Annotated in this window: 24 protein-coding genes; 14 read left to right on the plus strand and 10 right to left on the minus strand. The window is 72.3% G+C overall.

The features are described 5' to 3' along the window. The first annotated feature begins 7 nt into the window (after positions 1-7). Positions 8-823: a dihydropteroate synthase gene (gene folP / locus CLV43_RS05335; protein WP_106186052.1), complete on the plus strand. Its 816-nt coding sequence runs from the start codon at positions 8-10 to the stop codon at positions 821-823. Here the strand turns inward: folP and CLV43_RS05340 are convergent. From CLV43_RS05340 to CLV43_RS05355, 4 genes are read right to left on the minus strand one after another with little or no spacing between them, the layout of a single operon-like run. Further along, entirely contained in the window at positions 795-2,234 is a 1,440-nt protein-coding gene (locus CLV43_RS05340) for an amino acid ABC transporter ATP-binding/permease protein (RefSeq protein ID WP_106185747.1), read from the minus strand. The genes folP and CLV43_RS05340 overlap by 29 nt on opposite strands. Further along, the gene (cydD, locus tag CLV43_RS05345; RefSeq protein ID WP_106185748.1) at positions 2,231-3,718 is read right to left on the minus strand and encodes a thiol reductant ABC exporter subunit CydD; all 1,488 of its coding nucleotides are present in this window, start codon (positions 3,716-3,718) and stop codon (positions 2,231-2,233) included. The genes CLV43_RS05340 and cydD overlap by 4 nt, the downstream gene beginning before the upstream one ends. Next, positions 3,711-4,556, minus strand: a complete 846-nt coding sequence (locus tag CLV43_RS05350) for a cytochrome d ubiquinol oxidase subunit II (protein ID WP_106185749.1) — start codon at positions 4,554-4,556, stop codon at positions 3,711-3,713. Before CLV43_RS05350 ends, cydD begins: the two co-directional genes overlap by 8 nt. 13 nt (positions 4,557-4,569) lie before the next feature. Further along, positions 4,570-5,736, minus strand: a complete 1,167-nt coding sequence (locus tag CLV43_RS05355) for a cytochrome ubiquinol oxidase subunit I (protein ID WP_106185750.1) — start codon at positions 5,734-5,736, stop codon at positions 4,570-4,572. An 88-nt stretch (positions 5,737-5,824) separates the two neighbouring features. Here CLV43_RS05355 and CLV43_RS05360 point away from each other — a divergent pair, with 88 nt between their 5' ends. The 5 genes from CLV43_RS05360 to CLV43_RS05380 are packed head-to-tail and all read left to right on the plus strand — an operon-like array spanning position 5,825 to position 8,198. Further along, complete coding sequence (locus CLV43_RS05360; RefSeq protein WP_106185751.1) at positions 5,825-6,163, plus strand: PadR family transcriptional regulator; 339 nt, start codon at positions 5,825-5,827, stop codon at positions 6,161-6,163. Then, positions 6,160-6,825 (plus strand): permease prefix domain 1-containing protein, encoded by a 666-nt coding sequence (locus CLV43_RS05365; RefSeq protein ID WP_106185752.1) that lies wholly within the window; start codon positions 6,160-6,162, stop codon positions 6,823-6,825. Before CLV43_RS05360 ends, CLV43_RS05365 begins: the two co-directional genes overlap by 4 nt. A gap of 28 nt (positions 6,826-6,853) precedes the next feature. Then, positions 6,854-7,204: a DivIVA domain-containing protein gene (locus CLV43_RS05370; protein WP_106185753.1), complete on the plus strand. Its 351-nt coding sequence runs from the start codon at positions 6,854-6,856 to the stop codon at positions 7,202-7,204. Further along, on the plus strand, positions 7,201-7,647 hold the full coding sequence (locus tag CLV43_RS05375; protein ID WP_106185754.1) for an SRPBCC family protein: 447 nt from the start codon (positions 7,201-7,203) through the stop codon (positions 7,645-7,647). The genes CLV43_RS05370 and CLV43_RS05375 overlap by 4 nt, the downstream gene beginning before the upstream one ends. Continuing rightward, entirely contained in the window at positions 7,644-8,198 is a 555-nt protein-coding gene (locus CLV43_RS05380; RefSeq protein ID WP_106185755.1) for a DNA-3-methyladenine glycosylase I, read from the plus strand. Before CLV43_RS05375 ends, CLV43_RS05380 begins: the two co-directional genes overlap by 4 nt. Here CLV43_RS05380 and CLV43_RS05385 read toward each other — a convergent pair. Together CLV43_RS05385 and CLV43_RS05390 are read right to left on the minus strand one after the other, a co-directional pair. Then, complete coding sequence (locus CLV43_RS05385; protein WP_106185756.1) at positions 8,185-8,970, minus strand: enoyl-CoA hydratase-related protein; 786 nt, start codon at positions 8,968-8,970, stop codon at positions 8,185-8,187. The genes CLV43_RS05380 and CLV43_RS05385 overlap by 14 nt on opposite strands. Before the next feature lie 46 nt (positions 8,971-9,016). Then, positions 9,017-9,817 (minus strand): PaaX family transcriptional regulator, encoded by an 801-nt coding sequence (locus CLV43_RS05390; RefSeq protein ID WP_106185757.1) that lies wholly within the window; start codon positions 9,815-9,817, stop codon positions 9,017-9,019. Positions 9,818-10,134: 317 nt separating this feature from the next. Between CLV43_RS05390 and CLV43_RS05395 the strand changes: the two genes are divergently transcribed. Continuing rightward, positions 10,135-10,302 carry a DUF3117 domain-containing protein gene (locus CLV43_RS05395; RefSeq protein WP_106185758.1) on the plus strand — a complete coding sequence of 56 codons (168 nt, stop codon included), beginning with the start codon at positions 10,135-10,137 and terminating at the stop codon, positions 10,300-10,302. Positions 10,303-10,407: 105 nt separating this feature from the next. Continuing rightward, entirely contained in the window at positions 10,408-11,799 is a 1,392-nt protein-coding gene (locus CLV43_RS05400) for a leucyl aminopeptidase family protein (RefSeq protein WP_106185759.1), read from the plus strand. 480 nt (positions 11,800-12,279) lie between these two features. On the opposite strand, the gene CLV43_RS05405 is transcribed toward CLV43_RS05400, so the two are convergent. Further along, positions 12,280-13,152, minus strand: a complete 873-nt coding sequence (locus CLV43_RS05405; RefSeq protein ID WP_106185760.1) for a LysR family transcriptional regulator — start codon at positions 13,150-13,152, stop codon at positions 12,280-12,282. Positions 13,153-13,217: 65 nt separating this feature from the next. On the opposite strand from CLV43_RS05405, the gene CLV43_RS05410 reads away from it, so the two are divergent. Further along, entirely contained in the window at positions 13,218-14,507 is a 1,290-nt protein-coding gene (locus tag CLV43_RS05410; protein ID WP_245886138.1) for an MFS transporter, read from the plus strand. 1,379 nt (positions 14,508-15,886) lie between these two features. Here CLV43_RS05410 and glgA read toward each other — a convergent pair. After that, a complete protein-coding gene (gene glgA, locus CLV43_RS05425) occupies positions 15,887-17,044 on the minus strand; it encodes a glycogen synthase (protein ID WP_106185764.1) in 1,158 nt (385 codons plus the stop codon). Positions 17,045-17,157: 113 nt separating this feature from the next. On the opposite strand from glgA, the gene glgC reads away from it, so the two are divergent. Beyond that, complete coding sequence (gene glgC / locus CLV43_RS05430; protein WP_106185765.1) at positions 17,158-18,372, plus strand: glucose-1-phosphate adenylyltransferase; 1,215 nt, start codon at positions 17,158-17,160, stop codon at positions 18,370-18,372. Positions 18,373-18,890: 518 nt separating this feature from the next. On the opposite strand, the gene CLV43_RS05435 is transcribed toward glgC, so the two are convergent. Next, a complete protein-coding gene (locus CLV43_RS05435) occupies positions 18,891-19,526 on the minus strand; it encodes an O-methyltransferase (protein WP_245886139.1) in 636 nt (211 codons plus the stop codon). 274 nt (positions 19,527-19,800) lie between these two features. Here CLV43_RS05435 and sigE point away from each other — a divergent pair, with 274 nt between their 5' ends. The 4 genes from sigE (at position 19,801) to tatB (ending at position 23,095) form a co-directional block, all read left to right on the plus strand. Next, on the plus strand, positions 19,801-20,406 hold the full coding sequence (gene sigE / locus CLV43_RS05440; protein ID WP_245886140.1) for an RNA polymerase sigma factor SigE: 606 nt from the start codon (positions 19,801-19,803) through the stop codon (positions 20,404-20,406). Beyond that, positions 20,403-21,044: an anti-sigma factor gene (locus CLV43_RS05445; RefSeq protein ID WP_211304219.1), complete on the plus strand. Its 642-nt coding sequence runs from the start codon at positions 20,403-20,405 to the stop codon at positions 21,042-21,044. Before sigE ends, CLV43_RS05445 begins: the two co-directional genes overlap by 4 nt. Before the next feature lie 82 nt (positions 21,045-21,126). Next, positions 21,127-22,683 carry a S1C family serine protease gene (locus CLV43_RS05450; RefSeq protein ID WP_106185767.1) on the plus strand — a complete coding sequence of 519 codons (1,557 nt, stop codon included), beginning with the start codon at positions 21,127-21,129 and terminating at the stop codon, positions 22,681-22,683. A gap of 43 nt (positions 22,684-22,726) precedes the next feature. Beyond that, positions 22,727-23,095, plus strand: coding sequence for a Sec-independent protein translocase protein TatB (tatB, locus tag CLV43_RS05455; RefSeq protein WP_106185768.1), 369 nt, complete (start codon positions 22,727-22,729; stop codon positions 23,093-23,095). 574 nt (positions 23,096-23,669) lie between these two features. Here tatB and CLV43_RS05460 read toward each other — a convergent pair. Further along, positions 23,670-24,815 (minus strand): Mrp/NBP35 family ATP-binding protein, encoded by a 1,146-nt coding sequence (locus tag CLV43_RS05460; protein WP_106186054.1) that lies wholly within the window; start codon positions 24,813-24,815, stop codon positions 23,670-23,672. Between the last annotated feature and the right edge of the window lie 18 nt (positions 24,816-24,833).

A 24,833-nucleotide genomic window follows, 5' to 3' on the forward strand; every position in this document is an offset into this window, starting at 1 on the left:
GCTGGTGATGGCGATCGTCAACCGGACCAGGGACTCGTTCTACGACGGCGGCGCCACGTTCGCCGACGACACGGCGCTGGCCGCGGTCGACCGGGCCGTGGCCGAGGGCGCGGACATCGTCGACATCGGCGGTGTGCGCGCGGGGTCCAAGGGCGAGGTGGTCGACGCCGCCGAGGAGGCCCGCCGGGTCGTGCCGTTCGTCGCGCTGGTCCGCGAGCGGCACCCGGACCTGGTGATCAGCGTCGACACCTGGCGGCACGAGGTGGGCCGCGAGGTGTGCCGGGCGGGCGCGGACCTGCTCAACGACACCTGGGCGGGCGCGGACCCGGAGCTCGCCGAGGTCGCCGCGGAGTTCGGCGTCGGCATCGTCTGCTCGCACACCGGCGGCCTGGCCCCGCGCACCGACCCGCACCGCCCGCACTACACCGACGTCGTCGCCTCCGTGGTCGCCGAGCTGGTCGAGCGCGCCGAACGCGTGGTGGCGCTGGGCGTGCCCGCGGCGGGTGTGCTGATCGACCCGACGCACGACTTCGGCAAGAACACCTGGCACGGGCTGGAGCTGTTGCGGCGCCTGGACGAGCTGGTCGGCACGGGCTGGCCGGTGCTGATGGCGCTGTCCAACAAGGACTTCATCGGCGAGACGCTCGGCGCGGACGTCGGCGACCGGGTCGACGGCACGCTGGCCGCGACGGCGGTGGCGGCGTGGGCGGGCGCGCGGGTGTTCCGCGCCCACGAGGTCGGGCGGACCAGGCGGGCGCTGGAGATGGTGGCCTCGATCGCCGGGACGCGGACGCCTACGCGGGTGCTGAGAGCCCTCGCGTGATGCCCTCGTCCTCCCAGCGGTCGCGGTAGTAGCCGGGGACCGCGACCAGCTCGGCGTGGCTGCCGCGCTGGGTGATCACCCCGGCCTCCAGCACCAGGACCTCGTCGAAGTGCTGGTGCGCCAACGGGCTCAGCCGGTGGGTGACCAGGACGACCGCGCCGGGGGCGGCGGCCAGGACGGCGGCGAGCACCCGGTCCGCGTGGTCGGGGTCGAGGCCCTCCACGGGTTCGTCCAGCAGCAGCACCGGGGGAGCGGCGAGCACCGCGCGGGCCAGCACGAGGCGTTGGCGCTGGCCGCCGGAGATCGCCGTTCCTCGCTCGCCGACCACGGTGTCCCAGTCCAGGTCGAGGTCGGCGACGCGGGCGGCGTGGTCGAGCTCGTCCTGCGTGGCACCGGGTTTGGCGAACAGGACGTTGGCGCGCACGGTGGTGTGGAAGACATGCGCGTCGGCCAGCGCGCCGCGCGCCTCGGGCGTCACGAACCGGGCCAGCAGCGTGGTCTTGCCCGCGCCGCTGGGACCGACCAGGGCGATCCGCCGTCCCGGGGGCAGCTCCTCGCCCGCCGACGGGACGGGCCGCGCGGTCAGCAGTTCCCGCACGCGCGCAAGGGATCCGCGCACCTCGGCCCAGCGCTGCGCCGCCGAGGTCAGCGGCAGGAACACCTCCAGCGCCGCGAGGGTGCCGAGCACGACCGGTACCGACGCGCCGGAGGCCAGCAGTGCCAGCGCCGCACCGGACTGGGTCAGCACGCCCACCGCCGACAGCGCCCCGGTGAGCAGGGCGACCCGGCGTTCACGCCCCCCGATGTCGGCGACCACCTCGCCGGTGCGGGCCAGCTCGTCCTCCAGCGCGCCGAACGCGGTCAGCTCCGCCGCGCCGTGCACCAGGCCGACGGTGCGCTCGGCGAGCCGGGACCGCAGCGGTGCCAACGCCCGCAGGTGCCGGTCCGCCACGGCGAACGCGGCCGCAGGCAGCACGATCCCCAGCAGCAGCACCGGGATCGCGAGCACGGGGACGACCGCGACGGCGACCGCGCCGACCAGCCCGGCCGCGCACGCGGGCAGCAGGCAGCGCAGCACCGCGTCCTGCACGGCGTCCACATCGGACACCAGCCGGGTGACCAGGTCGCCGCTGTGCCGCCGGACCGGTTGCCGCAGCAGCGATTCGTAGACCCGGCCGCGCAGGTCGGCCAGGTACCGCAGCACGGCGTCGTGCCCGGCCAGCCGTTCGGCGTACCGCAGCGCGCCGCGCGAGAGCGCCAACGCCCGCACGGCCACGATCGCCACCGTGAGCGCGGCCATCGGCGGGTGGTCGGCCGCCCGCACGACGAGCCACACCGCGGTCGTCATCAGGGCGACACCGGACAGCTCGGCCAGCGTGGCGGCCAGTGCCGCCAGGAGCAGTCGCCTCATCGCAGCTCCACCACCCGGTCCACCTCGGCCAGCAGCGCCGGTCGGTGGGCGACCAGGACGGCGGTGCGGCCGCGGGACAGCGCGCGGGCGGCGGCGAGCACGGTCGCCTCGGTGCCGCTGTCCAGGCGCGCGGTCGGTTCGTCGAGCAGCAGCAGGCCCGCGTCGGCCCGCGCCAGCGCGCGGGCGAGGGCGACCCGTTGCCGTTCACCGGAGGACAGGGGGTGTCGGGCCTCCAGGAGGTCGCCGAGACCGACGGCCACGGCGGCGGCGGTCGCGTCGGGCCCGCCGAGGCGGATGTTGTCGGCGACGGTGCCCTCGAAGGCGGTCGGCGCCTGCGGCACCCAGGCGAGCCCGCGCAGCCACGCGGTGCGGTCGATCTCGCGCAGGTCGACCCCGCCCACCAGGACCCGGCCGGTGTCGGGCACGACCTCGCCCAGCAGCAGGGCGAGCAGGGTGCTCTTGCCCGCGCCGCTCGGCCCGACCAGCGCGATCCGCTCACCCGGCGCGATCCTCAGGTGGAAGCCCCGCAACGACCGCACGCCGACGTCCTCCAGCACGATCTCCGCCCGGCCCAGGTCCGGCGGCCGCCGGGTCGCGGTCGCCGGCGGCGCGGGCACGACGGCCGCCTGCTCCAGCACGGCCAGACCTTCCGCGCCGGCGTGGAACTGGGCTCCGGCGGCCCGCAGCGGCAGGTACGCCTCCGGGGCCAGCAGCAGGACCAGCAGGGCGACCCGCAGGTCGACCCCGCCGCCGAGCAGCCGCAGCCCGACCGGCACCGCGACCAGCGCCACGGACAGCGTGGCGACCAGCTCCAGCACCAGCGCGGAGAGGAAGGCCACGCGCAGCGTGCGCATCGTCGTGTCCGCGTGCGCGGTGGCCATCCGGCGGACGGTGTCGGCCTGGGCCGCGGCCCTGCCGAACAGCTTCAGCGTGCCCAGCCCGGCGACCACGTCCAGGAAGTGGCCGCCCACGGCGGACAGCTCGGCCCACTGCCGCCGGGTCCGGTCCCTGGTGTGCGCGCCGACCAGCGCCGCGAACACCGGGATCAGCGGCAGCGTCACCAGGATCGTCAGCGCCGCGGTGAGGTCCGCGAACGCCAGCCGCAGCAGCACGGCGAGCGGGACGACGGCGGCGACCGCGAGCTGCGGCAGGTACCCGGCGAGGTACGGCTCCACCGCGTCCACACCCCTGGTCACCAGGGTGCTGACCGCACCCGCGCGGTCGCCGCGCCGGGCCACCGCGTCGCGCAGCACCCGTTCCCGCAGCCGGGCCTTCACGGTCGCCGCGGTGCGCTGGGTGAGCACCCGCTGCCCCCACAGCACGGCCGCGCGGGCGCCGACCACACCGGCCAGGAGCGCGATCCCGTCGCCACCGCTCGCCAACCGGGCCAGCAGCTCCGCCTGCGCCAGCACGAGCACGGCGGTCGCGACGGCGACCACCGCGAGCAGGACGCCGTAGGAGCGCGGCACCGCCGGGTCACGCATGGCGCACCCGGACCATCCACCAGGTCGCCCACTGGAACAGCAGCACCAGCGGCAGCACCACTACCGCGGCGGGCACCAGCACCGCGAGGGTGCCGGTGCCCGCCATGGTCTCCGCCGTCACGACGTCCTGCGCCGCGAACACGGCCGGAACGGGCAGCGCGCAGGCGATCGCCGTGCAGCAGAAGGCGACCCGGCCGGAGGTGACCCACGCGCCGAGCAGCAGCACCACCACCGCGACCGCGACGCCGACGCCGACCTCCGGGCGTGCGACCGGTCCGGCAAGCAGCACGGCGGCGGGCACGAACAGCAGGCACGGCAGCACCAGCGACCTGGCCAGCGCGCGGGCCCTCACCCCGGCCCGGCCGGGCAGCCGCCAGGCCAGGAACGTGCCGCCGTGCAACGAGAAAAGCCCCACCACACCGACGATCCACAGCGGCGCGGGCGCCCCGGTGACGTCGGCCGCCAGCACGCCCCAGCCGACCGCGACCGCCAGCGCGCCGCCGACCAGCGGCACGTCCCAGACCGGAGCGGCGCCGCGCAGCTGCACGGCCGCGGTGAACGCCACCAGGCCGGTGACGATCGTGACGAACGCGCCGTGGTGGCCGGAGAGCAGTTCACCCTCCAGCCGGGGGAACGCGCCGAACAGCACGCCGACGGCGGCGACCAGCCACACCTCGTCGCCGAGCACGAACGGCGTCATCGCGCCGAGCGCCCGGCCGCGCTCCCGCTCGTCGCGGCCGACGAACCGGAACAGCAGCGCGGTGCCGTAGTCGAAGCCCGCCAAGGCGAAGTAGCCCGCGGCCAGGAGGCCGAGCAGGACGATCCAGAACGACTCCACGGTCGATCCCCTTTCACAGAGCCGTCGCGAGCGCGGACACGGGCTGCGGCGCCGACTCGGGCTCCGGGCCGCGGCGGGCGATCCGCGAGACCAGCACCCAGTCGGCGACGCCGAGCACGGCGAAGACGCCGGTGAACGCGAGGAACGAGACGAGCATGCCGGTGGCGCCCACCGGCGACACGGCGTCCTCGGTCGTCATCAGGCCGTAGACGAGCCAGGGCTGCCTGCCGACCTCGCGGACCACCCAGCCGCCGATGGAGGCGACGAACGGCAGCGGGATGCCGAGCACCATCAGGTGGAGCGGGAAGCGCATCCGGACCACCGCGTCGCGGGCCAGCAGCGGCAGGGTGACCCAGCTCGCCAGCACCAGCGCGACGCCGATCAGCATCATGGACGACAGCGGCGCCCCGAGCCCGCCCATGACCGACAGCTTGTCCGGCTGGTAGGTCTTGATCACCTTGAACTGGGCGACGCCCGCGGCGACCAGGAACGGCGTGGCGATCGCCGTGGTCACGACGCCGATCCGCAGCGACCTGCGGAAGAAGTCGACCTCCGCGGTGCGCCGGATGAAGTGGTGGGCGCTGACGCCGACCACGAACACGCCGCCGACGGTCAGCGCGGCCGCGACGACGTGCACGAAGGCGGCGGTGACCGTCGGGTTGGCCACCAGCGCGCCGAGGTCGGTCAGCCGCAGGACCCCGCCCTGCTCCCGGTAGCCGACCGGGTGCTGGAGGAAGCCGTTGGCGACCATGACCCAGAACGCCGACGCGTACGCGGTGACGGTGACGGCCCAGATCAGCGCCAGGTGCGCCCACCGGCCGAGCCGGTCCCAGCCGAAGATCCACAGGCCGAGGAACGTCGACTCCAGGAAGAACGCCACCAGCGTCTCGATCGCCAGCGGCGCGCCGAAGACGTCGCCCGCGTAGGTCGACAGCCCGGACCAGTTCAGCCCGAACTGGAACTCCATGACGATGCCGGTGGCGATCCCGAGCGCGTAGTTCACCACGTAGATCCGGCCCCAGAACCGGGTCATCCGCCGCAGGACCGGGGTCCCGGTCAGCGTGAACCCGGTCTGCATGACGGCCACGAGGGTGACGAGCCCGAGGGTCAGCAGCACGAAGAGGAAGTGGAACGAGGTGGTCGTGGCGAACTGCGCCCGCGCCAGGTCGAGGGGGTCCATAGGTCGACACGCTATACGTAGGCTCGCTACCTAACATCGGGGACTTCCCGGAGGTGTCCCCCAGCACGGACCCGTAGACTCGCTACTCATGAAGTCCGACGCGCTGCGCGGCCACCTGGACGCTCTGCTGCTGGCCACCTTGGACGGCGGCGCGCTGCACGGGTACGCGATCATCGAGGCGCTCCAGCGGCGCAGCGGCGGCGCGCTCGACCTGCCGACCGGCACCGTCTACCCGGCCCTGCGCAGGCTCGAACGGGCCGGGCACGTCGCCAGCGAGTGGAGCACCGTCGCCGGGCGCAGGCGGCGCACCTACCGGCTCACCGGCGCGGGGCAGCGGGCCCTGTCGGACGAACGCGCCGCGTGGCGCGAGTTCACCGTCGCGATCGAAGGCGTCCTGGGAGGCGGCCCGTGGCCGGAGCAAGCGTGATCGACAGCTACGTCGGCGAGCTGGACGGGCGGCTGCGCGGACCCGCGGCCGCGAAGGCGGACCTGCTGGCCGAGGCCCGCGACAGCCTCGACGACGCGGCCGAGCGCCACCGCGACCACGGCCTGTCCGCGGAGGAGGCCGAGCGGCGCGCGGTCGAGGAGTTCGGCCCGCTCACCGCCGTCGTCCCCGGCTACCAGGGCGAGCTGGCCGCCGCGCACGCCGCGACCATGCTGCGGACCCTGATGGTGCTGATCCCGCTGACCAACGTGGTCTGGGAGCTCAACCGGATGTTCTGGATCGGCCCCTGGCCGAGCTTCCCCGGCACGCCCACCCCGGCCTGGTACAAGGTCGTCTCCCAGGCCAACGGCTACGTCCCGTGGGTCATCACCGCGGGCGCGGCCGGTTCGCTGCTCGTGGGCAGGCTGCTGTCCCGGCGCGGGGTCGGCGGGATGGCGCTCGGCAGGCTCGCGGCCGCGGTCGCCGTGACCTGCGTCGGGTTCGCGATCGTGCTCAACCTCGCCGTGATCACGGGCACCGCCGTCCTGGACGCGCCGAGGCTGCTGATGCCCGCGCCGGTCATGGCCGCGACCCTGCTGTTCTACGTCGTCTTCTTCCGCGTCGGCCTGCTCGCGAAGCGCTGTCTGGCGTTGTCGGCGGTCTGACGGCGCGGGATGTGCCACGATCGTCGTCGTGACCACCGCGCTCATCTACCTCGTCGTCATGGTTCTCGTGGCCGCCGTGGTGTTCCTGTTGTCCGCGCTCGTGTTCGGCCGCGGCGAGGAGCTGGCCCCCCTGCCGCCCGGCGCGTCGCCGACCAGGCTCCCACCCGCCGACGTGACCTCGAACGACGTGCGCAACCTGCGCTTCCAGCAGGTGCTGCGCGGCTACAAGATGACCGAGGTGGACTGGGCGCTGGACCGGCTCGCCACCGAGGTCGACGAGCTGAAGGCCCGCATCGCCGTGCTGGAGGAGGGCCGCGAGCCCGAGCCGGTCGCCGAGCACGTCCCCGAGCACGCGGCGGAGAACGGCAGCGCCACGTGACCGTGCTCGAGCTCCGGGTCCCCGTGGCCGCGCCCGCCGACCGGACGTGGGCCGCGATGACGGACTGGACCCGGCAGGGCGAGTGGATGCTCGGCACCGACGTGCGGCTGACCGCCGGTGACGGCGCGGGCGTCGGCTCGGAGCTGGCCGCGTTCACCGGCGTCGGACCGCTGGGCTTCACCGACACCATGCGCGTCACGACGTGGGACCCGCCGCGGCGGTGCGTCGTGCTGCACACCGGCGCCGTCGTGAAGGGCACCGGCGAGTTCGTCGTCGAGGCCGTCAACGACCGGGCGTCGGTGTTCGTCTGGATCGAACGCCTCGACCTGCCGTTCGGGGTCGTCGGCAGGATCGGGTGGCCGGTGGTCCGGCCCGCGTTCGCCTGGGGCGTGCGGCGGTCGCTGGCCCGGTTCGCCCGGTTCGCGGAGGGCTACGGCCGGTGAAGCGCTGCGCGTGGGGCGACAGCACCCCCGACTACGTCGAGTACCACGACACCGAGTGGGGCGTGGAGCTGCGCGGCGAGGCCGCGATGTTCGAACGGCTGTGCCTGGAGTCGTTCCAGTCCGGGCTGTCGTGGATCACGATCCTGCGCAAGCGCGAGGCGTTCCGCCGCGCGTTCGACGGGTTCGAGCCCGCCGAGGTGGCGGGCTACGACGAGGCGGACGTCGAGCGGCTGATGGCCGACGCGTCCATCGTGCGGAACCGGGCCAAGATCAACGCGGTGATCCGCAACGCGAACGCGGTCGGCGGGCTCGACGTGCCGCTCGACGACCTGCTCTGGTCGTTCGCGCCCGCCAAGGAGGGTCGGGTGCGCCCCGCGACGATGGCGGACGTGCCCGCCGTGACGCCGGAGTCCACGGCCATGGCCATGGAGCTCAAGCGCCGCGGCTTCTCGTTCTTCGGGCCGACGACCGCCTACGCGCTGATGCAGGCCACCGGCATGGTCGACGACCACGTGGCGACCTGCTTCCGCGCGACCGCTACCGACCGGTGAACCTCGGCGTCCGCTTCGCCACGAACGCCGCCACGGCCTCGCGGTGGTCGGCGGTCGCGCCCGCCTCGGCCTGGGTGCGCGCCTCGGCGTCCAGCGCGTCGTCCAGGCTGCCGCCGGAGCCGACCGCGAGCGCCTCCTTGATCTTCGCGTAGGCCGTCGTGGGCCCGGCCGCGAGCCTGCGCGCCAACGCCTGCGCGGTGCTCAGCGCCTCGCCGTCCGGCACGACCTGGCCGACCATGCCGGTGCGCAGCGCGTCCTGGGCGTCGACCGGCTGGGCGAGCAGCATCATCTCCATGGCCCGGCCGTGGCCGATCAGCCTGGGCAGCGTCCACGACGCCCCGGAGTCGGCGGTGAGGCCGACGTTCGCGAAGGCCATCAGGAACCTCGCCGACTCCGCGGCCACCCGCAGGTCGCTGGCGTAGGCGATCGACGCGCCCGCGCCCGCCGCCATCCCGTTGACCGCGGCGATCACCGGCTTCGGCATGCCGATGATGGCCTTGACCAGCGGGTTGTAGTGCAGCTCGACGGTGTTCAGCGGCGCCGGGTCGCCCGCCTCCAGCAGCGCGATGTGCTCCTTGAGGTCCTGACCCGCGCAGAACGCCTTGCCCGCTCCGGTGATGACCACGGCGCGCACCGACTCGTCCTTCGCGGCCTCCAGGACGGCGTCGAGGAACGCCTCCTTGAGCGCCACCGTGAACGAGTTGAACGCCTCCGGGCGGTTCAGCGTGAACGTCCGCACACCGTCGGCGTCGTCGATGAGGAGCTCGGGCACGGTGGGGACCTCCTGGGTGTTGCGCCGGGTGGGGCGGCGGAGCTGCCTATGCAGTGGACTCGTTCCGCGCCGACTTGTCCAGGCAGTCGTCGACGAACCGCTCCACGGCCGGTGCGAGCCTGCCGGTGTGCCGGTCGAAGAACGCCGCCGCGGCGGTGCCGGGCCAGTCGGCGGGCAGCAGCTCCAGCGGCAGGCCGGGGTCGCGGAACAGGAACTTCCGCCACGCGTGCAGCAGCCGCTGCGACGCCGCGAACGACTCCGGCGCGGCCGTACCGTCCACTCCGGACATCACCGGCGCCCACTCCGCGACGAACCCGGCGTAGTCGCGGCCGAGCGCGGCGAGGTCCCAGGCGCGCGCGGCCAGCTCGCCGTCGTCGCCCTCGTGTCCGCCGTGGAACGTGCTCGCCGCCACGCCCTCGGCCGCCAGGACGTCGGCCAGCTCGGGGGAGGGGCGGGGTGCGATCCACGTCACGGGACCCAACGCCCCGTAGCCGAGCAGTTGCAGCGAGGAGGCCAACCGCTCGCGCGACTCGCGGCCGGGGAGCTCCTCCAGGACCAGCACGTGCCAGCGACCGTCCCACGTGGACGGCCGGGTGCGGTAGATCCTCGCCGCCGCTTCGTCAAGCCGCCGTTCGGCCCTGGGGGTCATGGCGTAGCCAGGACCATCTGCCAACCGGACCGGGTGCAGCCATCCCTGCCGGACGGTCCGGGAGACCGCGGTGCGCACGGCGGGCGCGGCGAAGTCCAGCGGTTCCAGCAACCGCACCAGGGCGGCGATGGTCGCGGCACCACCGCGTTCACGCAGATGGCCGCCGTACACGTCGAACAACGCGGATCGGGCTCGCACGACGGTCGAGTCTGGCAGGCCCCACCAGCGGCGACCAGGGCGGGCCCGCGGACGTGACGCGCCGGGAGGGGCGTCACGCGCACGGGGGACGCATCACGAACCGGTGACGGTGACCGGGGGCCCTGAATCCCTTTGCAGGACGGCGATGCGGCTTCTGATCAGGGACGAGTCAAGATCGACAAAAGGCGTTCGGGCCCGCCGAAAGATCGGTTCGGTTTCGCGGCTGAGTCCGGATAGGGGAGAATGGCTGCGGATCCGGCCGTGGTTTTCACCGACCACGCTCGGACGGGGAAGGGTTTTGACGGAGGGAGCACGCTATGGCGGCCATGAAGCCCCGGACCGGCGACGGTCCCCTCGAGGTCACCAAGGAGGGGCGCGGCATCGTGATGCGCGTTCCGCTCGAGGGTGGTGGGCGCCTCGTCGTCGAGATGTCGGCGGAGGAGGCCAGCGCCCTGGGCGATGCCTTGAAGGCGGCCGTTGGCTGATCCAGCCTCGAGAAGCCTCGAAGCCCCGGTTTCCACTGTGGAACCGGGGCCTCACTTCGTGTGCGGTAGACCGTGTGATCCAGCTGACAACCGAGGAGGACCGCCGTGCGCAGCCCCGTGCCCACCGCGCTGGTGGAGGTAGAGGTCGCGGACGCGCCTCGTCGTGGTGTGCCGTCGGTGGTCCTGACCACCGCCGAGCTGGGCGAGACCACCCGCGCCGGTGACGGCTGGTCGCTCGGCGTCGGCACCGGCGCCCCCTCGACCTGGCGCACCGCGGGCGCGAGCCTCGTCCGCGCCCTGGACGAGGCGGCCGACGCCGGCGGCCCCCGCTCCTACGACGTCCTGCTGCCCGAGTCCGCCGACGCCGACCGCGTCCGCGCCCTCGTGCTCGGCGCCGCTCTCGGCGGCTACCGCTTCAAGCTCTCCGCCGAACGGACGCCCACCCGGATCAGGTCCCTCCGGCTCGTGGTCGGGGATCTCGGCTACGTCGACGTCCTCGCCGCCGAGGCCCGCCGCGCCCACGAGCTCGCCACCGCCACCGCGTTCAGCCGCGACCTGGCCAACACCCCGTCCAACATCAAGGACCCGCAGTGGCTCGCGAGCACCGCCGCGAAGCACGCGGCCAAGGTGCCCGGCCTGCACGCCGTCGTCCACGACGAGAAGTGGCTCGCCGACCACGGCTTCGGCGGCGTCCTCGCCGTCGGCGGCGGCTCCGCGCGCCCGCCGCGGCTCCTGGAGCTGTCCTGGAGCCCCCGCTCGGTCGCCGGTCACGCCCCCCACGTCGTGCTGGTCGGCAAGGGCATCACGTTCGACACCGGCGGCATCTCCATCAAGCCCGCCGACGGCATGCACCTCATGCGCACCGACATGTCCGGCGGCGCCGCCGTGATCGCCGCCATGCTCACCATCGCCACCCGCGACCTCCCCGTCCGCGTCACCGGCCTGGTCCCGTGCGCCGAGAACCACGTCTCCGGCTCCGCCTACCGCCCCGGTGACGTCGTCCGCCACTACGGCGGCACCACCACCGAGATCACCAACACCGACGCCGAGGGCCGGATCGTCCTCGCCGACGCCCTCGCCTACGCCACCCACACCCTCAACCCCGACGTCCTCGTCGACGTCGCCACCCTCACCGGCGCCATGAAGGTCAGCCTCGGCCTCCGCACCGGCGGCCTCTTCGCCAGCACCGACGAACTCGCCACCCGCATCACCACCGCGGGCACCCGCGCCTGGGAAACCTGGTGGCGCATGCCCCTACTCGAAGACCACGCGGACGCGGTCAAAAGCGACATCGCCGACCTCCGCCAATGCCCACCCGGCCCAGGCGGCATCACCGCGGCCCTCTTCCTCCGCAACTTCACCGCCAACCTCCCCTGGGCCCACCTCGACATCGCAGGCCCGGCAAGATCCGAAAAAAACCTCGACGAGGTAGTCCCCGGCGCCACCGGCTTCGCCACCAGAACCCTCATCGAACTAATCGAGTCCTACACCCACTAACCCTCAAACCCCACCCCACCCCACCCCGCCCGCTTAGTCCGACGCGCAGCGAGGATGCCCTGTCCGACGCGCAGCGAGGATCCGTCGTTGGGCGCAGCCCGCCAGCGCGCATCCGGCGCGGAGCGCCCCACCGCCTTGTCGGCGCCAGCATGCCTTGTCCAACGGCGCAGCCGAGGATCCCCCGATGGGCGCAGCCCGGCCCCGCGCATCCGGCGCGGAGCGCCCCACCGCTTTGTCGGCGTCAGCCGATGCCCTGTCCAACGGCGAAGCCAAGGATGCTTTGTCCGACGGCGGAGCCGAGGATGCCCTGTCGAGCGCAGCTCGATGCTGGCGAAGCCAGATCCCCTCCCGCCCCCGATAAACAGCGCCCTCCTGCCTTGCCCCCATTTGTCAAGACAGCTTTACCGTCTTGACAAATGGGGGCAAGGCATTGAGACAATCGCGCACCGGGGGCCGGGCTTCCCCTGTTTGTCGCCACCCTCACCTCCCCCTCAACGCATGCTCCCGAAACTCCCGCACCACCCCCGGCAACCCCACCCCCTCCCTCCACACCAACCCGAACGTCCGACTGGCCCGAGGCTCAATCCCCACCTCCACCACCTCCACCCCCACCACCTCCGCCCGTGTCAACAAAGCCACCCCCAACCCCGCCGCCACCAACCCCCGAACCGTCTCGATCTCCTGCCCCTCGAACGCCACCTTCGGCACGAACCCCGCTCCCGCGAACAACCCGTCCGTGATCTGCCTCAACCCGTACCCGTGCTCCAGCAGCACGAACTCCTCCTCCGCCAGCTCCCCCAACCCCACCCCTTCCCGCCCCGCCAACGCATGCCCAGCGGGCACCACCAACACCAACTCCTGCTCCAGCAACACCTCAACCGCCAAACCAGAACCGGACTCCGGCAACGGCGCCACCAACGCCAGGTCGATCTCCCCCAGGACCAGCTTTTCCAGCACCACCTGCCGCGAGTCCTGCACCAACCGGAACCTCACCCCCGGATGCGCCTCCCGGAACCCCCGCACCAGCTCCGGCACCACCGACCGCCCCAGCATGTGCAGGAACCCCAGCGCGACCATCCCCCGCTCCGGGTCCACCTCCTCCTCGGCTTCCCGCCACCCCGCCTCCAGCACGGCCATCGCCCGCTCGGCCGCCGCCGCCACCAACCTCCCGGCCCTGGTCAACCGCACCCCTCGCCCCGCCTTCTCGACGATCGGCGCCCCCAGCTCCTCCCCGATCCCCGCGATCCACCGGCTCACGGTCGGCTGCGGCAGCCCCACCACGTCGGCCACCTTCGTCACGTGCTCCTCCTGCGCCAGCGCCCGCAGCACGGCCAGCTTCGGAGCCAACGCCATCTCATCCACCACGGTATGAATCTAGGCGAAATCCCGTATTGGACGTATGGGTTAGCGTCGAAGACGTGACACGCAGAAGGCGAATCACGGTCGCCGTGGCAGCAGCGGGCCTGGGGTCCTTCGCGCTGCTCTACGCGCCCCAGCCGGTCCTCCCGCAGCTGGCCGCGGAGTTCCACCTCACCCCCGGCAGCGCCTCCCTGGCCGTCAGCGCGGCCACCGGCGCACTGGCCGTGGTGGTGGTCCCCATCGCCGTGCTCTCCGAACGCGTCGGCCGCCGACGGGTGATCGTCTTCGCCGTGGCCGCCGCCGCGCTCACGGCCCTGCTGCTCCCGCTGGCTCCCACCTACCCCGCGCTGATCGCCCTGCGCCTCCTCCAGGGCGTCGCGGTGGCGGGCGTCCCGGCCGTCGCGATGTCCTACCTCGCCAACGAGGTCGGCCCGGCGGGCGTGGGCGCCGCGATCGGGACGCTCATCGCGGGCAACAGCGCGGGCGGCATGATCGGCAGGCTGGTCGCGGGCATCGGCGTCGACTGGCTGGCCTGGCGCGGGGCGCTGGCCGCCGTGGCGGTGCTGGGCGTGGCGTGCGCGGTCGTGGTCGCGGTGAGCCTGCCGCCGGACAGCGGACCGCCGTCCAGGGCACCGCGGGGACTGCGCAACGCCCTGCGCGACCGGGTCCTGCTCTGCCAGTACGCGATCGCCGCGCTGGCGGTCAGCGCGTTCATCTCGCTCTACAACGCCATCGGCTTCCGGCTGGCCGCGCCGCCGCTGGAGCTGCCCGCCAGGTTCGCCGCGCTGGTCTTCCTCGCCTACGCCGCGGGCGGTGTGTGCTCGGCGGTCGCCGGACGGCTGGCCGACCGGCTGGGCCGAGGCCCGGTGGCGCTGGCCTCGCTCGGCGTCGCCGGACTCGGCGCCCTGCTGACGCTGCCGGACTCGCTGGTCCTGGTCGCGGTCGGGCTCGCGCTGTTCACCGGCGGCTTCTTCGCCGCGCACTCGGTGGCCAGCGGCTGGGTCGGCGCGCGGGCGCCCGCCGACGCGAAGGGGCAGGCGTCGGGCGTGTACCTGTTCGCCTTCTACGTCGGCAGCAGCGTCGGCGGCACGGCGGGCAGCACGGTGTTCGGCACCTGGGGGTGGGGCGCGCTGGTGGCCGCCGTCCTCGGCTGGCTCGCGCTCGCCGGGGTGGCCGTGCTGGTCGCTCAGAAGTCCAGGGGCACGGTGACCGGGGCGCCGGTGGGCTTGACCGACGTGCGGCCGACGATCGGCAGCGTCACGTCGCCGGAGATCGTGGTGAGGACGGCCGACTTCACGTCGGCGGGCACCTCGACGACGACCGCGACCGGGAACGGGCCGCCGTCGTAGCGGATGCCCACCTGCGGCGCCGTGGACCCGTCGGGCAGCGTGACCTTGAGCAGGTCCTTGGTCTTGTCGCCGCCGATGGTCTCGGGGAACCCGTCGCCCTTCGCGCTGATCCGCAGCTCCAGCAGCGCCTTGTCCGGCGCGGACGCGGTCGCCACCTGGTACTCGCCGCTCACCTTCACCGGCCGCTGGCGGCCGAGCCGAACACCGAGCACCTTCAGCTCACCGGACCGGCCGCCGACCTCGATGCCCTGCTTGAGGTCGGGGGTGCTCGCGGGGGTGCCCCCGCGGCGCAGCACGGCCGGGATGTCGGTGGCGGGCTTGCCCGACGGCAGCTCGACGCGCTGCTCCAACGACTTCGTGCCGATCGTGTTCAGCGCCAGCGCCTCCGGGCCCTGCGAGTCGACCGGGACGGTGTAGACGACGTACACGCCGCCCTCCTCCGGGAGCCGGTCGGCGGGGAGCTGCTGCCGCCTGCCGGGCAGCTCCAGCGCCAGCTCGGAGGGCTGCGGGGTGTAGCCCTGCCAGGGCATCCGGTCGAACGCCGGGTCGGTGGACAGCAGCCGCTCGACCTTCATCCGCAGCACCCGCAGCCGCAGGCCGGGACCGGGCTTGAGCAGGTTGTCCCCGTTGGGGAAGCTGTCCGGGCTGCCCCAGCCGGTCGCGGTCGCGCCGAGCATGTCGTCGCGGACCTTCAGGTCGGGCGCGGCGGAGAGCACGAGCTGCTCGTTGCCCACCTTGCCGTCGTCGGGCAGCACGGCCAGGAAGTCCGGACCCGCCTCGCTGGTCTCGGCGGTCTTCTTGTCCGGGTCGGTCTCGCGGCCGTCGGCGCGGACCAGCTTGCCGACCGGCTCGCTGCGGGTGCCGTTCTCCGGGACCTGCGGCGGCTGCACCTCGAACCGGACACCGGCCTCCTCCTGGCCGGTCTCCTTGAGCGGCACCGGCACCCAGTCCGCCGTGGTGGCGGTGCCGGGCACCTGCACCGGACCGCACCACAGCCGGGTGTCGACCTCGGTCTGCTGGTCGACGCGGGCGAACCAGCAGTCGACCGGCGTGGTGCCGGTGCGGGCGACGTAGCCGAAGTTGAGCGTGAAGCTCAGCTCCTCCTCGGCCCGCGCCTGCAGGAGCTGCCCGTCGAGCACGGTCTTGCCGCCGATCGTCAGGCGGACGGGCTCGGGTGCGCCCTTGGCCGGAGCCGCCGCGCACCCCGCGGTGAGGGCCAAGGCGACCAGGCCCCATGAGACGCGTCCGAAACGCACTGCCTGTACCCCCGGTGGATGGGTGAAAGTCCTACTACCGGGTTAAAGGCGATTACTGAACGTCGCGGTTGCACGGTTTGGAGTGTGACGCAGGACACGCGTTCATCCGTGCAGGTGAGAGGTCTAAGTGTGAAGAGCCTTCCGGTAGACGTCCACCGTCTGCTCGGCCACGGTCGACCACGAGAACTCCTCGACGGCCCTGCGCCGACCCGCCTTGCCGAACTCCGCCGCCTTGGCCGGGTCGGCCAGCAGCTCGTTGATCGCGTCCGCGAGCTCCATCCGGTACGTCGAGGTGTCCGCCTCGTCGTAGTGCACCAGCAGCCCGGTGCGGCCGTCGTCGACCACCTCGGGGATGCCGCCCACGTCGGAGGCCACGACCGCGGTCCCGCAGGCCATCGCCTCCAGGTTCACGATGCCCAGCGGCTCGTACACCGACGGGCAGGCGAACACCGTCGCGTGGCTGAGGATCTGCCGCACCTCGGCGGGCTGGAGCATCTTCTGGATCCAGAACACGCCCTCGCGGACCGCGGCCAGCTCGGCCACCGCCTGCCGGGTCTCCTCGGCGATCTCCGGGGTGTCCGGCGCGCCCGCGCACAGCACGACCTGCGCGTCCGGGGCGATGTGGTGGGCGGCCGCGACCAGGTGCCCGACGCCCTTCTGCCGGGTGATCCGCCCCACGAACGCCACGATCGGGCGTTCCGGGTCGATCCCGTGGTGCACGAGCGCGTCGGTCTCCTTCACCGGGTGGTAGGCCTCGGTGTCGATACCGTTGCGCACGACGTGCACCCGCTCCGGGTCCAGCGACGGGTAGCAGGCCAGCACGTCGGCCCGCATGCCCTCGCTGACCGCGATGACCGCGTCCGCGGCCTCGTACGCGGTCTGCTCCACCCACGAGGAGATCCGGTAGCCGCCGCCGAGCTGCTCGGCCTTCCACGGCCGCCGCGGCTCCAGCGAGTGCGCGGTCACCACGTGCGGCACCCCGTGCAGCAGTTTCGCCAGGTGGCCCGCCATGTTCGCGTACCAGGTGTGCGAGTGGACCAGCTCGGTGCCCGCCACCGCCGCGGCCATCTCCAGGTCCACCGACAGCGTCCGCAGCGCGGCGTTCGCGCTGTCGAGTCCGGGCGCCGCCTCGTGCGACTGCGCGTCGGGTCTGGGCCCGCCGAAGCAGTGCACGTCGACGTCGATCAGCTCGCGGAGGCGCGGCACCAGGAATCCAACGTGGACTCCGGCTCCGCCGTACACCTCCGGGGGGTACTCCCGTGTCAGCAGTCCTACTCGCACGGGGCTCACCGTAACCCCGGAAGTGGGGCAGCCGGGTGAACGAACCCGGAAAACGTCGGATCCGCCCCTGCTCGCCATTGGTGGCGCCGCTTCCGCCCGGTTAGGGTCATGGCGTGAAAGGGCAACCGCACGTACTCGGAATTGTCCTGGCCGGTGGGGAAGGGAAGCGGCTCTGGCCGCTGACAGCCGACCGGGCCAAACCGGCGGTGCCGTTCGCGGGCAACTACCGGCTCGTGGACTTCGTCCTGTCCAACCTGGTCAACGCGGGCATGGTCAAGCTCTGCGTCCTGACCCAGTACAAGTCGCACTCGCTCGACAAGCACATCTCCACCACGTGGAGGCTGTCGAACGTGCTCGGCCAGTACGTGACCCCGGTCCCGGCGCAGCAGCGCCTCGGGCCGCGCTGGTACACCGGCAGCGCCGACGCGATCTTCCAGTCGCTGAACCTGGTCCACGACGAGAAGCCGGAGCACATCGCCGTCTTCGGCGCGGACAACGTGTACCGGATGGATCCGGGCCAGATGCTGGAGCAGCACGTCGACAGCGGCGCGGGCGTCACCGTGGCGGGCATGCGCGTGCCGCGGGCCGAGGCCAAGGCGTTCGGCTGCATCGACTCGGACTCGACCGGGCTGATCACCCAGTTCCTGGAGAAGCCGTCCGACCCGCCGCACGTGCCCGACGACCCCGAGGTCACCTTCGCCTCGATGGGCAACTACATCTTCACGACCGAGGCGCTGCTGGACGCGCTGCGGTCGGACGCGGCGAACCCCGACTCCGACCACGACATGGGCGGCGACATCATCCCCATGCTCGTGGACCAGGGCCGCGCCCACGTGTACGACTTCGCGGACAACGTCGTGCCGGGCGAGAGCGAACGCGACCGCGGGTACTGGCGGGACGTCGGGACGATCGACGCCTACTACGAGGCCCACATGGACCTGGTGTCCGTGCGCCCCGTGTTCAACCTCTACAACCAGGCCTGGCCGATCCGGACCGCCACACCGCCCCTGCCGCCTGCGAAGTTCATCGCGGGCGGAAGCGCGGAGGACTCGATGGTGGGACCGGGGTCGATCATCTCCGGGACGATCCACGGATCCGTGATCAGCTCGGACGTGGTGGTGGAGGTCGGGTCGGTCGTGCAGGGGAGCGTGCTGCTGCCGGGAGTGCGGATCGGCAAGGGGGCGGTGGTGCGGCGGGCGATCCTGGACAAGAACGTCGTGGTGCCGGACGGGGCGTTGATCGGGGTCGACCAGGCGATGGATCGGCAGAGGTACACGATCAGTGCCGGTGGGGTGACTGTGCTGGGGAAGAACGTGAGGGCGGAGTAGGGGGCTTAACGGCGGTGCGGAGCCCGGGCTCTGGGGTGAGTCTGCGCTCGGTGGGCCTGGGTTTCTCATCCGTGTGGTTCGGCTGCCGGTTCCGTTGTTGCGCCTGTGTGGTTCGGCTGCCGGTTCCGTTGTTCCCACCCGTGGCGTAGCCCGGCCCCCGGCGCGCGATTGTCTCAATGCCCTACCCCCGCTTGTCAAGACGGTGAAGCTGTCTTGACAAGCGGGGGTAGGGCAGGAGGGCGCTGTGTATCGGGGGCAGGGGTAGGTCTGGCTTCGCCAGCATCGGGCTCCGCCCGACTCGGGCATCCTCGCTCCGCGTCGGACAAGGCATCCTCGGCTGCGCCGTTGGACGGGGCATCCGCGCTTCGCGGCGGACAGGGCATCGGCTGGCGCCGACGAGGCCCCAGGCGCTCCGCGCCGGATGGGCGCTGGCGGGCTGCGCCCATCGTGGTTGGGGTGGTTGGGGGTGGGTGCTTGCTCCGCTTTGGTGGGTGTTCTGGTTCGGGGTTGCGAAGTCCTTATTTCTGCTTCTTGGCGGCGACCAGGAGGCCGTCGCTCAGGGGGAGCAGGACTGGGACCAGGCGGTCGTCCTCGCGGACGGATCTGGCGACTTCGCGCATGGCGGTCGTGTCCTGGTCGCGGTTGGACGGGTCGACCACGCGGCCGTTCCACAGGACGTTGTCGAAGGCGATGACGCCGCCGGGGCGGAGGAGGCGGACGCCCTCGTCCAGGTAGCGGGGGTACTCGGACTTGGCGCCGTCGACGAAGACGAGGTCGTAGGCGGCGTCGGTGAGCCTTGGCAGGACGTCGAGGGCGTGGCCCATGATGAGTCTGGTGCGGCTGACCTGGATCTTCGCCTCGGCGAAGGCCTTGCGGGCGGCGCGCTGGTGTTCGGGTTCGACGTCGATGGACGTCAGCACGCCCGCCACGGGCATGCCGCCGAGCAGGTAGAGGCCGCTGACGCCGGCGCCGGTGCCGACCTCGACGACGGCCTTGGCCTGGAGGGCGGCGGCGAGGAACCGGAGGGCCGAGCCGCCGCCGCTGCCGATCGGTGCGCAGCCCAGGTCGACACCCCTGCTCCGGGCGGCCGTCAGCACGTCGTCCTCGGGGAGGAAGTGCTCCACGTAGTCCCGAAGCGGCGAATCCGGTGTCACAAGCCAGGAGGTTAGCGCCGCAAGGGGTGAAATCGGGTGAACCCGCCGTGAAGGGCGACGTCGTTGCGCGTCGGCGGGCATCCATCCGGGTGTCCGCGGGTACCCGGACGGGTACATCCGGATTCTCAGCGTGCTCTCAGCCGTCTCTCACCATCGTTATAAGCAAGCCAGGCACGCTGATAGTCAGAGTCAGAACACGGGAACACCGGGAACCGATCCCACGTTGACCTGTGCACAGGGCTGAGCCAGCCCACTGGAGGTGCTTCACCGCCCGATGCGCACGCAGCCGACTTCGCCGGTGGCGTTGTCCCCCGCCGCCCCCACGCCGACCGTCGCCCCCATCGAGTCGGCGGACTGGACGCCGCCCTCATGGGACGAGGTCGTCCGTGAGCACGCCGACCGGGTGTACCGGCTGGCCTACCGGTTGACCGGTAACCAGCACGACGCCGAGGACCTCACCCAGGAGACGTTCATCCGGGTGTTCCGCTCTCTCGCCTCCTACAAGCCGGGCACCTTCGAGGGTTGGCTGCACCGCATCACGACCAACCTCTTCCTCGACATGGCGCGCCGCCGCTCGCGGCTGCGCATGGAGGGGCTGCCCGAGGACACCGACCGGCTCGCGGGCGACGACCCGAGCCCGGAGCAGGTCTACTCCGACACGCACCTGGACCCCGACCTGCAGGCCGCCCTCGACGAGCTGCCGCCGGAGTTCCGGGCCGCCGTGGTGCTCTGCGACGTCGAAGGCCTCTCCTACGAGGAGATCGGGGCGACCCTCGGGGTGAAACTGGGTACCGTGAGGAGTCGGATCCACCGGGGCCGCCAGGCCCTGCGGGCCGCGCTCGAACGCCGTCGGGAGCAAGTGCTGGAGGACTCTGCATGACCGACCTGCGAGGTTGGGGAGTGTCGGAGCAACACCTGCTGCCCGACGTGGTGGTCGCCTACGTCGACAACGAGCTGTCGACCACGGCGCACGGCCGGGCCACCGCGCACCTCGCGCGCTGCCCGCTCTGCGCCGCCGAGGCCGCCTACCAGCAGCAGGTCCGCCTCGCGGTCCGCACCGCCGGCATGCCCAACTGCGCGTCGGGGTTCCTCGACAAGCTGCGCGCCATCCCCCAGGAAGCCGACCTGCCCGAGATGCCGGACAACCTGGCGATGACCGAGGACGGCCAGCTCGTCACGGTCCTGCGCCCGGACCGCGCCCAGGCCGCGGGCGCGTTCGGCTCCGGTCCCGTGCTCGGGGCGTCCCGCCCGCTCGGCACCGGGTCGTCGGTGCTCGGCCGGTTCGTCGGCACCCGTCGTGCCCGCAACAGCGCGGGCGCGGTCGTCTCCGGCCTCGTGCTCGGTGCCCTCGTGTTGGTCACACCGTCGGGTGAACCCTCGCCCCAGGCCCGTCCCACCCCGCCGCGCGACATCGGGTCGCCGACCGTCACGGTCGAGCCCGCGAGCGCCGTCGGCCCCCTCCAGCACGACGAGAACGACCGCCTCGACCTGCTGCGATCGGTCTCGCACGGCCGTTGAGGACCCGCGTACGCGGACTTCACCGACGACCAGGCAGGCTTGCCCCCATCTTGAGGTAGTCAGCGGAACCATTCGGGGAGCGATGAGCCAGCCAGAACAGGGCAACGGTCAACTGCCCGCGACCCCCGTGTCGGGTGTGGACGACGGGGAGCACCGCAGGCTCGCCCCGCGCCCCCTCGACCGCCCGCCGGTCGACCCCTCGCTCACCGCCGCGTTCGGCCGCCCCGCCGGGGTGGACAGCGCGTTCGACGGTCAGCGCCCCCAGTCCTACGGCACGAACGGCGCGAACGGCTCCGCCGGGACGATGGCCCCGCCGCCCCCCGAGGCGCTGGCCACCGCGTTCGGCCGCCCGGTCGGCGGTGCCGACCTCAAGCTCCAGCGCCCGCCCGGCGCCGACCACGTCGTCGAGCAGGACATCGACCCGGTGTTCTGGGACGGCAAACCCGCGGGCGACCCGTGGCGCGACCCCGGCTCGGGCGCCGTGATCGGCCCGCCCGCCGTGGGCGAGAAGTCCTCCGCCCCGTCGAGCGCGAAAGCCGCCCCCGGCCCGCAGCTGAGCGTGCCCGAACTGCTGTTCGGCAGGCGCGTCAAGCCGATGGGCCTGGTCCTGCTGCTGGTCGCCGCACTGCTCGTCGGCACGGCCGGTGGCCTGGTCGGCTGGCTGTTCGGCCGTGCGGGCAACCCGCTCACCGACAGCGGTGTCACGCTGGCCGAGGTCAAACCCGCCAAGGAACGCCCGGTCGGCTCGGTGTCGGACATCGCCAAGCGCACCACGCCCAGCGTCGTCTCGATCGAGTTCAAGGGCGCCAACATCTCCGGCGTCGGCTCCGGCGTGGTCATCGACGGCGAGGGCTACGTCCTCACCAACGACCACGTGGTCGCCCCCGCCGTGCAGGACGCCACCGCCAAGCTGACCGTCGTGTTCACCGACGGCAAGCGCGCCATCGCCCGCATCGTCGGCCGCGACTCCAAGACCGACCTCGCGGTGGTCAAGGTCGAGGTGACCAACCCGACCGTCATCCAGTTCGGCAACTCCGACGACCTCCAGGTCGGCGACACCGTCATCGCCATCGGCTCGCCGCTGTCGCTGTCGAACACCGTCACCGAGGGCATCGTCAGCGCCCTGAACCGCCCCGTCACCGCCGCTGGTGAGAACGGCGGCCCCCAGGTCACCTACGACGCCATCCAGACCGACGCGGCCATCAACCCCGGCAACTCCGGCGGCGCGCTGGTCGACAGCTCGGGCGCCCTGGTCGGCATCAACTCCTCGATCCAGACCCAGACCGGCAACTCGGTCGGCCTCGGCTTCGCGATCTCCGGCAACTACGCCCGCAAGATCTCCGAGTCGCTGATCCGCACCGGCGAGGTCAAGCACGCCGACATGAACGTCAACGCCCGCTCGGCCTCCGCCGAGACCGCCGAGGGCGCCCAGGTCCAGAACGTCCCCGCCGGCGGCGCGGCCGCCGCGGCGGGCATCGTCGAGGGCGACGTGATCACCAAGGTCGGCGGCCGCATGGTCCGCAACGCCGCCGAACTGACCGTCGCGGTCCGCGAACACGACATCGGCGAAACCGTCCCCGTGGTCCTCGCCAGGCAAGGACGCGAACTGACCGTCCAGGTCACGCTCAAGTCCGACTGACCACCGGCTAACCTGGCTTCAGCGCAACGATGGAGGAGCCAACGTGTTCGACAGCATCGGCTGGGTGGAGATCCTCATCATCGTCGTCGCAGGCCTGTTCATCCTGGGCCCCGAACGACTACCGGACGCCGCGGCCTGGGTCGGCCGCACCATCCGCCAGGTGAGGGACTACGCCACCGGCGCCCGCGAACAGCTCAAGCAGGAAATGGGCCCGGAGTTCGAACAGCTGCGCAAACCCCTCGAAGACCTCAAGGAACTCCGCAACTTCGACCCGAAGCGCGCCGTGACCAAACACCTCTTCGACGACCCGGAACCGTCGAAGCCCAACGGGTACCCGGCACCACCTACGCCGCCTGCGGAGAGGCCGTTGAATCCGGGTGAGCGGGCACCTTACGACCCGGACGCGACCTGAGGGAGTTCGAACTTCCTCAAGGTTCTTGTCGCTGGACTCCTCAAGCATTCCCCGCAGCCCGGCTGGAAGCCCCAACGGCATCGGAATGCAACCCCAGCCCGGCTGGAAAGCAGGACGAACAACCACCGTGGTCGATTTTACTTGGGGTTTTTGGGCTTAGACTTGCGTCGGCGGGCAGGCTCTACCACCTGCCCTTTTTCGCCCGACGAAGCCCAAAAAAGGGGCCCCAAGTCAAATCGACCACACCCACGCACGGGACGACCCGACCCCCACGTGCCTACGCTCTACCTCGCCCTTGACCGCGGGCAGGGCGGAAAAGCAGTTTGATTGGCTGGTGAGGGGTTAAGACCGGTGGTGGTGTGGTCGATTTGACTTGGGCCCCTCTTTTCGGCCCTGGCGGGCCAAAAAGGGCAGGTGGTGAAGATCCTGCCCGCCGCCGAAAGTGTAGGGCCGAAAACCCCAAGTAAAATCGACCACGGTCCGTGTTCGTGCTGCTTTCCAGCGGCTTGAGCGGGTCGGCCGTTTTAAAGCAAAAGCCAAAGGCAAAAGCAAAACCTGCCGCTCGCTCCCCGGCCTACCTACCCGCCGGCGTCACGTTCAACAGCCGTCCTGCCAATCCCCGCGACCGCACCGAAAGCTTCGTGGCCACGTCCGTCAGCACCTGTGCCGCCGCCGACTCCGGGTGGGCCAGGACGATGGGGGTGCCTTCGTCGCCCTGTTCGCGCAGTCGTGGGTCCAGGGGGACCTGGCCCAGCAGGGGCACGGTGGAGCCGACGGCCTTGGTGAGGGAGTCGGCGACTGCCTGGCCGCCGCCGGAGCCGAAGACGTCCATGCGGGTGCCGTCGGGCATTTCCAGCCAGGACATGTTCTCGACGACGCCCGCGATGCGCTGCCTGGTCTGCAGGGCGATCGAGCCGGCGCGTTCCGCGACCTCGGCGGCTGCCTGCTGGGGGGTGGTGACCACGAGGATCTCGCCGTTGGGGACGAGTTGGGCCACGGAGATGGCGACGTCGCCGGTGCCGGGCGGGAGGTCGAGGAGGAGGACGTCGAGGTCGCCCCAGAAGACGTCGGCGAGGAACTGCTGCAGGGCGCGGTGGAGCATGGGGCCGCGCCAGACGACGGGGGTGTTGCCGGGGGTGAACATGCCGATGGAGATGAGCTTCACGCCGTGGGACTGCGGCGGCATGATCATCTTCTCGACCTGGGTGGGGCGGGCGTCGGTGCCGAGCATGCGGGGGATGGAGTGGCCGTAGATGTCGGCGTCGACGACGCCGACGGACAGGCCGCGGGCGGCCATGGCGACGGCGAGGTTGACGGTGACGCTGGACTTGCCGACGCCGCCCTTGCCGGAGGCCACGCAGTAGACGCGGGTCAGCGAGCCGGGCTGGGCGAAGGGGATGACGGGTTCCTCGGTGCCGCCGCGCAGCGACTTGCGCAGGTCGGTCCGCTGCTGGTCGCTCATCACGTCCAGCTCGACCGCGACGGAGGTGACGCCGGGCAGCGCCGCGACGGCGGCGGTGACGTCCTTGGTGATCTTGTCGCGCATCGGGCACCCGGCGACGGTCAGGTACACCGCTACGGCCACCGAACCGCCGGGCGACACGACGACGTCCTTCACCATGCCGAGCTCGGTGATGGGGCGCCTGATCTCGGGGTCCTGGACACCGGCGAGCGCCTGCTGGACTTCGTCGACCGACGGGATGGTGTGCGTGGTGGTCACGGGATCGAGCACCGACCT

It is taken from the genome of Umezawaea tangerina, from assembly GCF_003002815.1.
GTDB lineage: Bacteria > Actinomycetota > Actinomycetes > Mycobacteriales > Pseudonocardiaceae > Umezawaea > Umezawaea tangerina.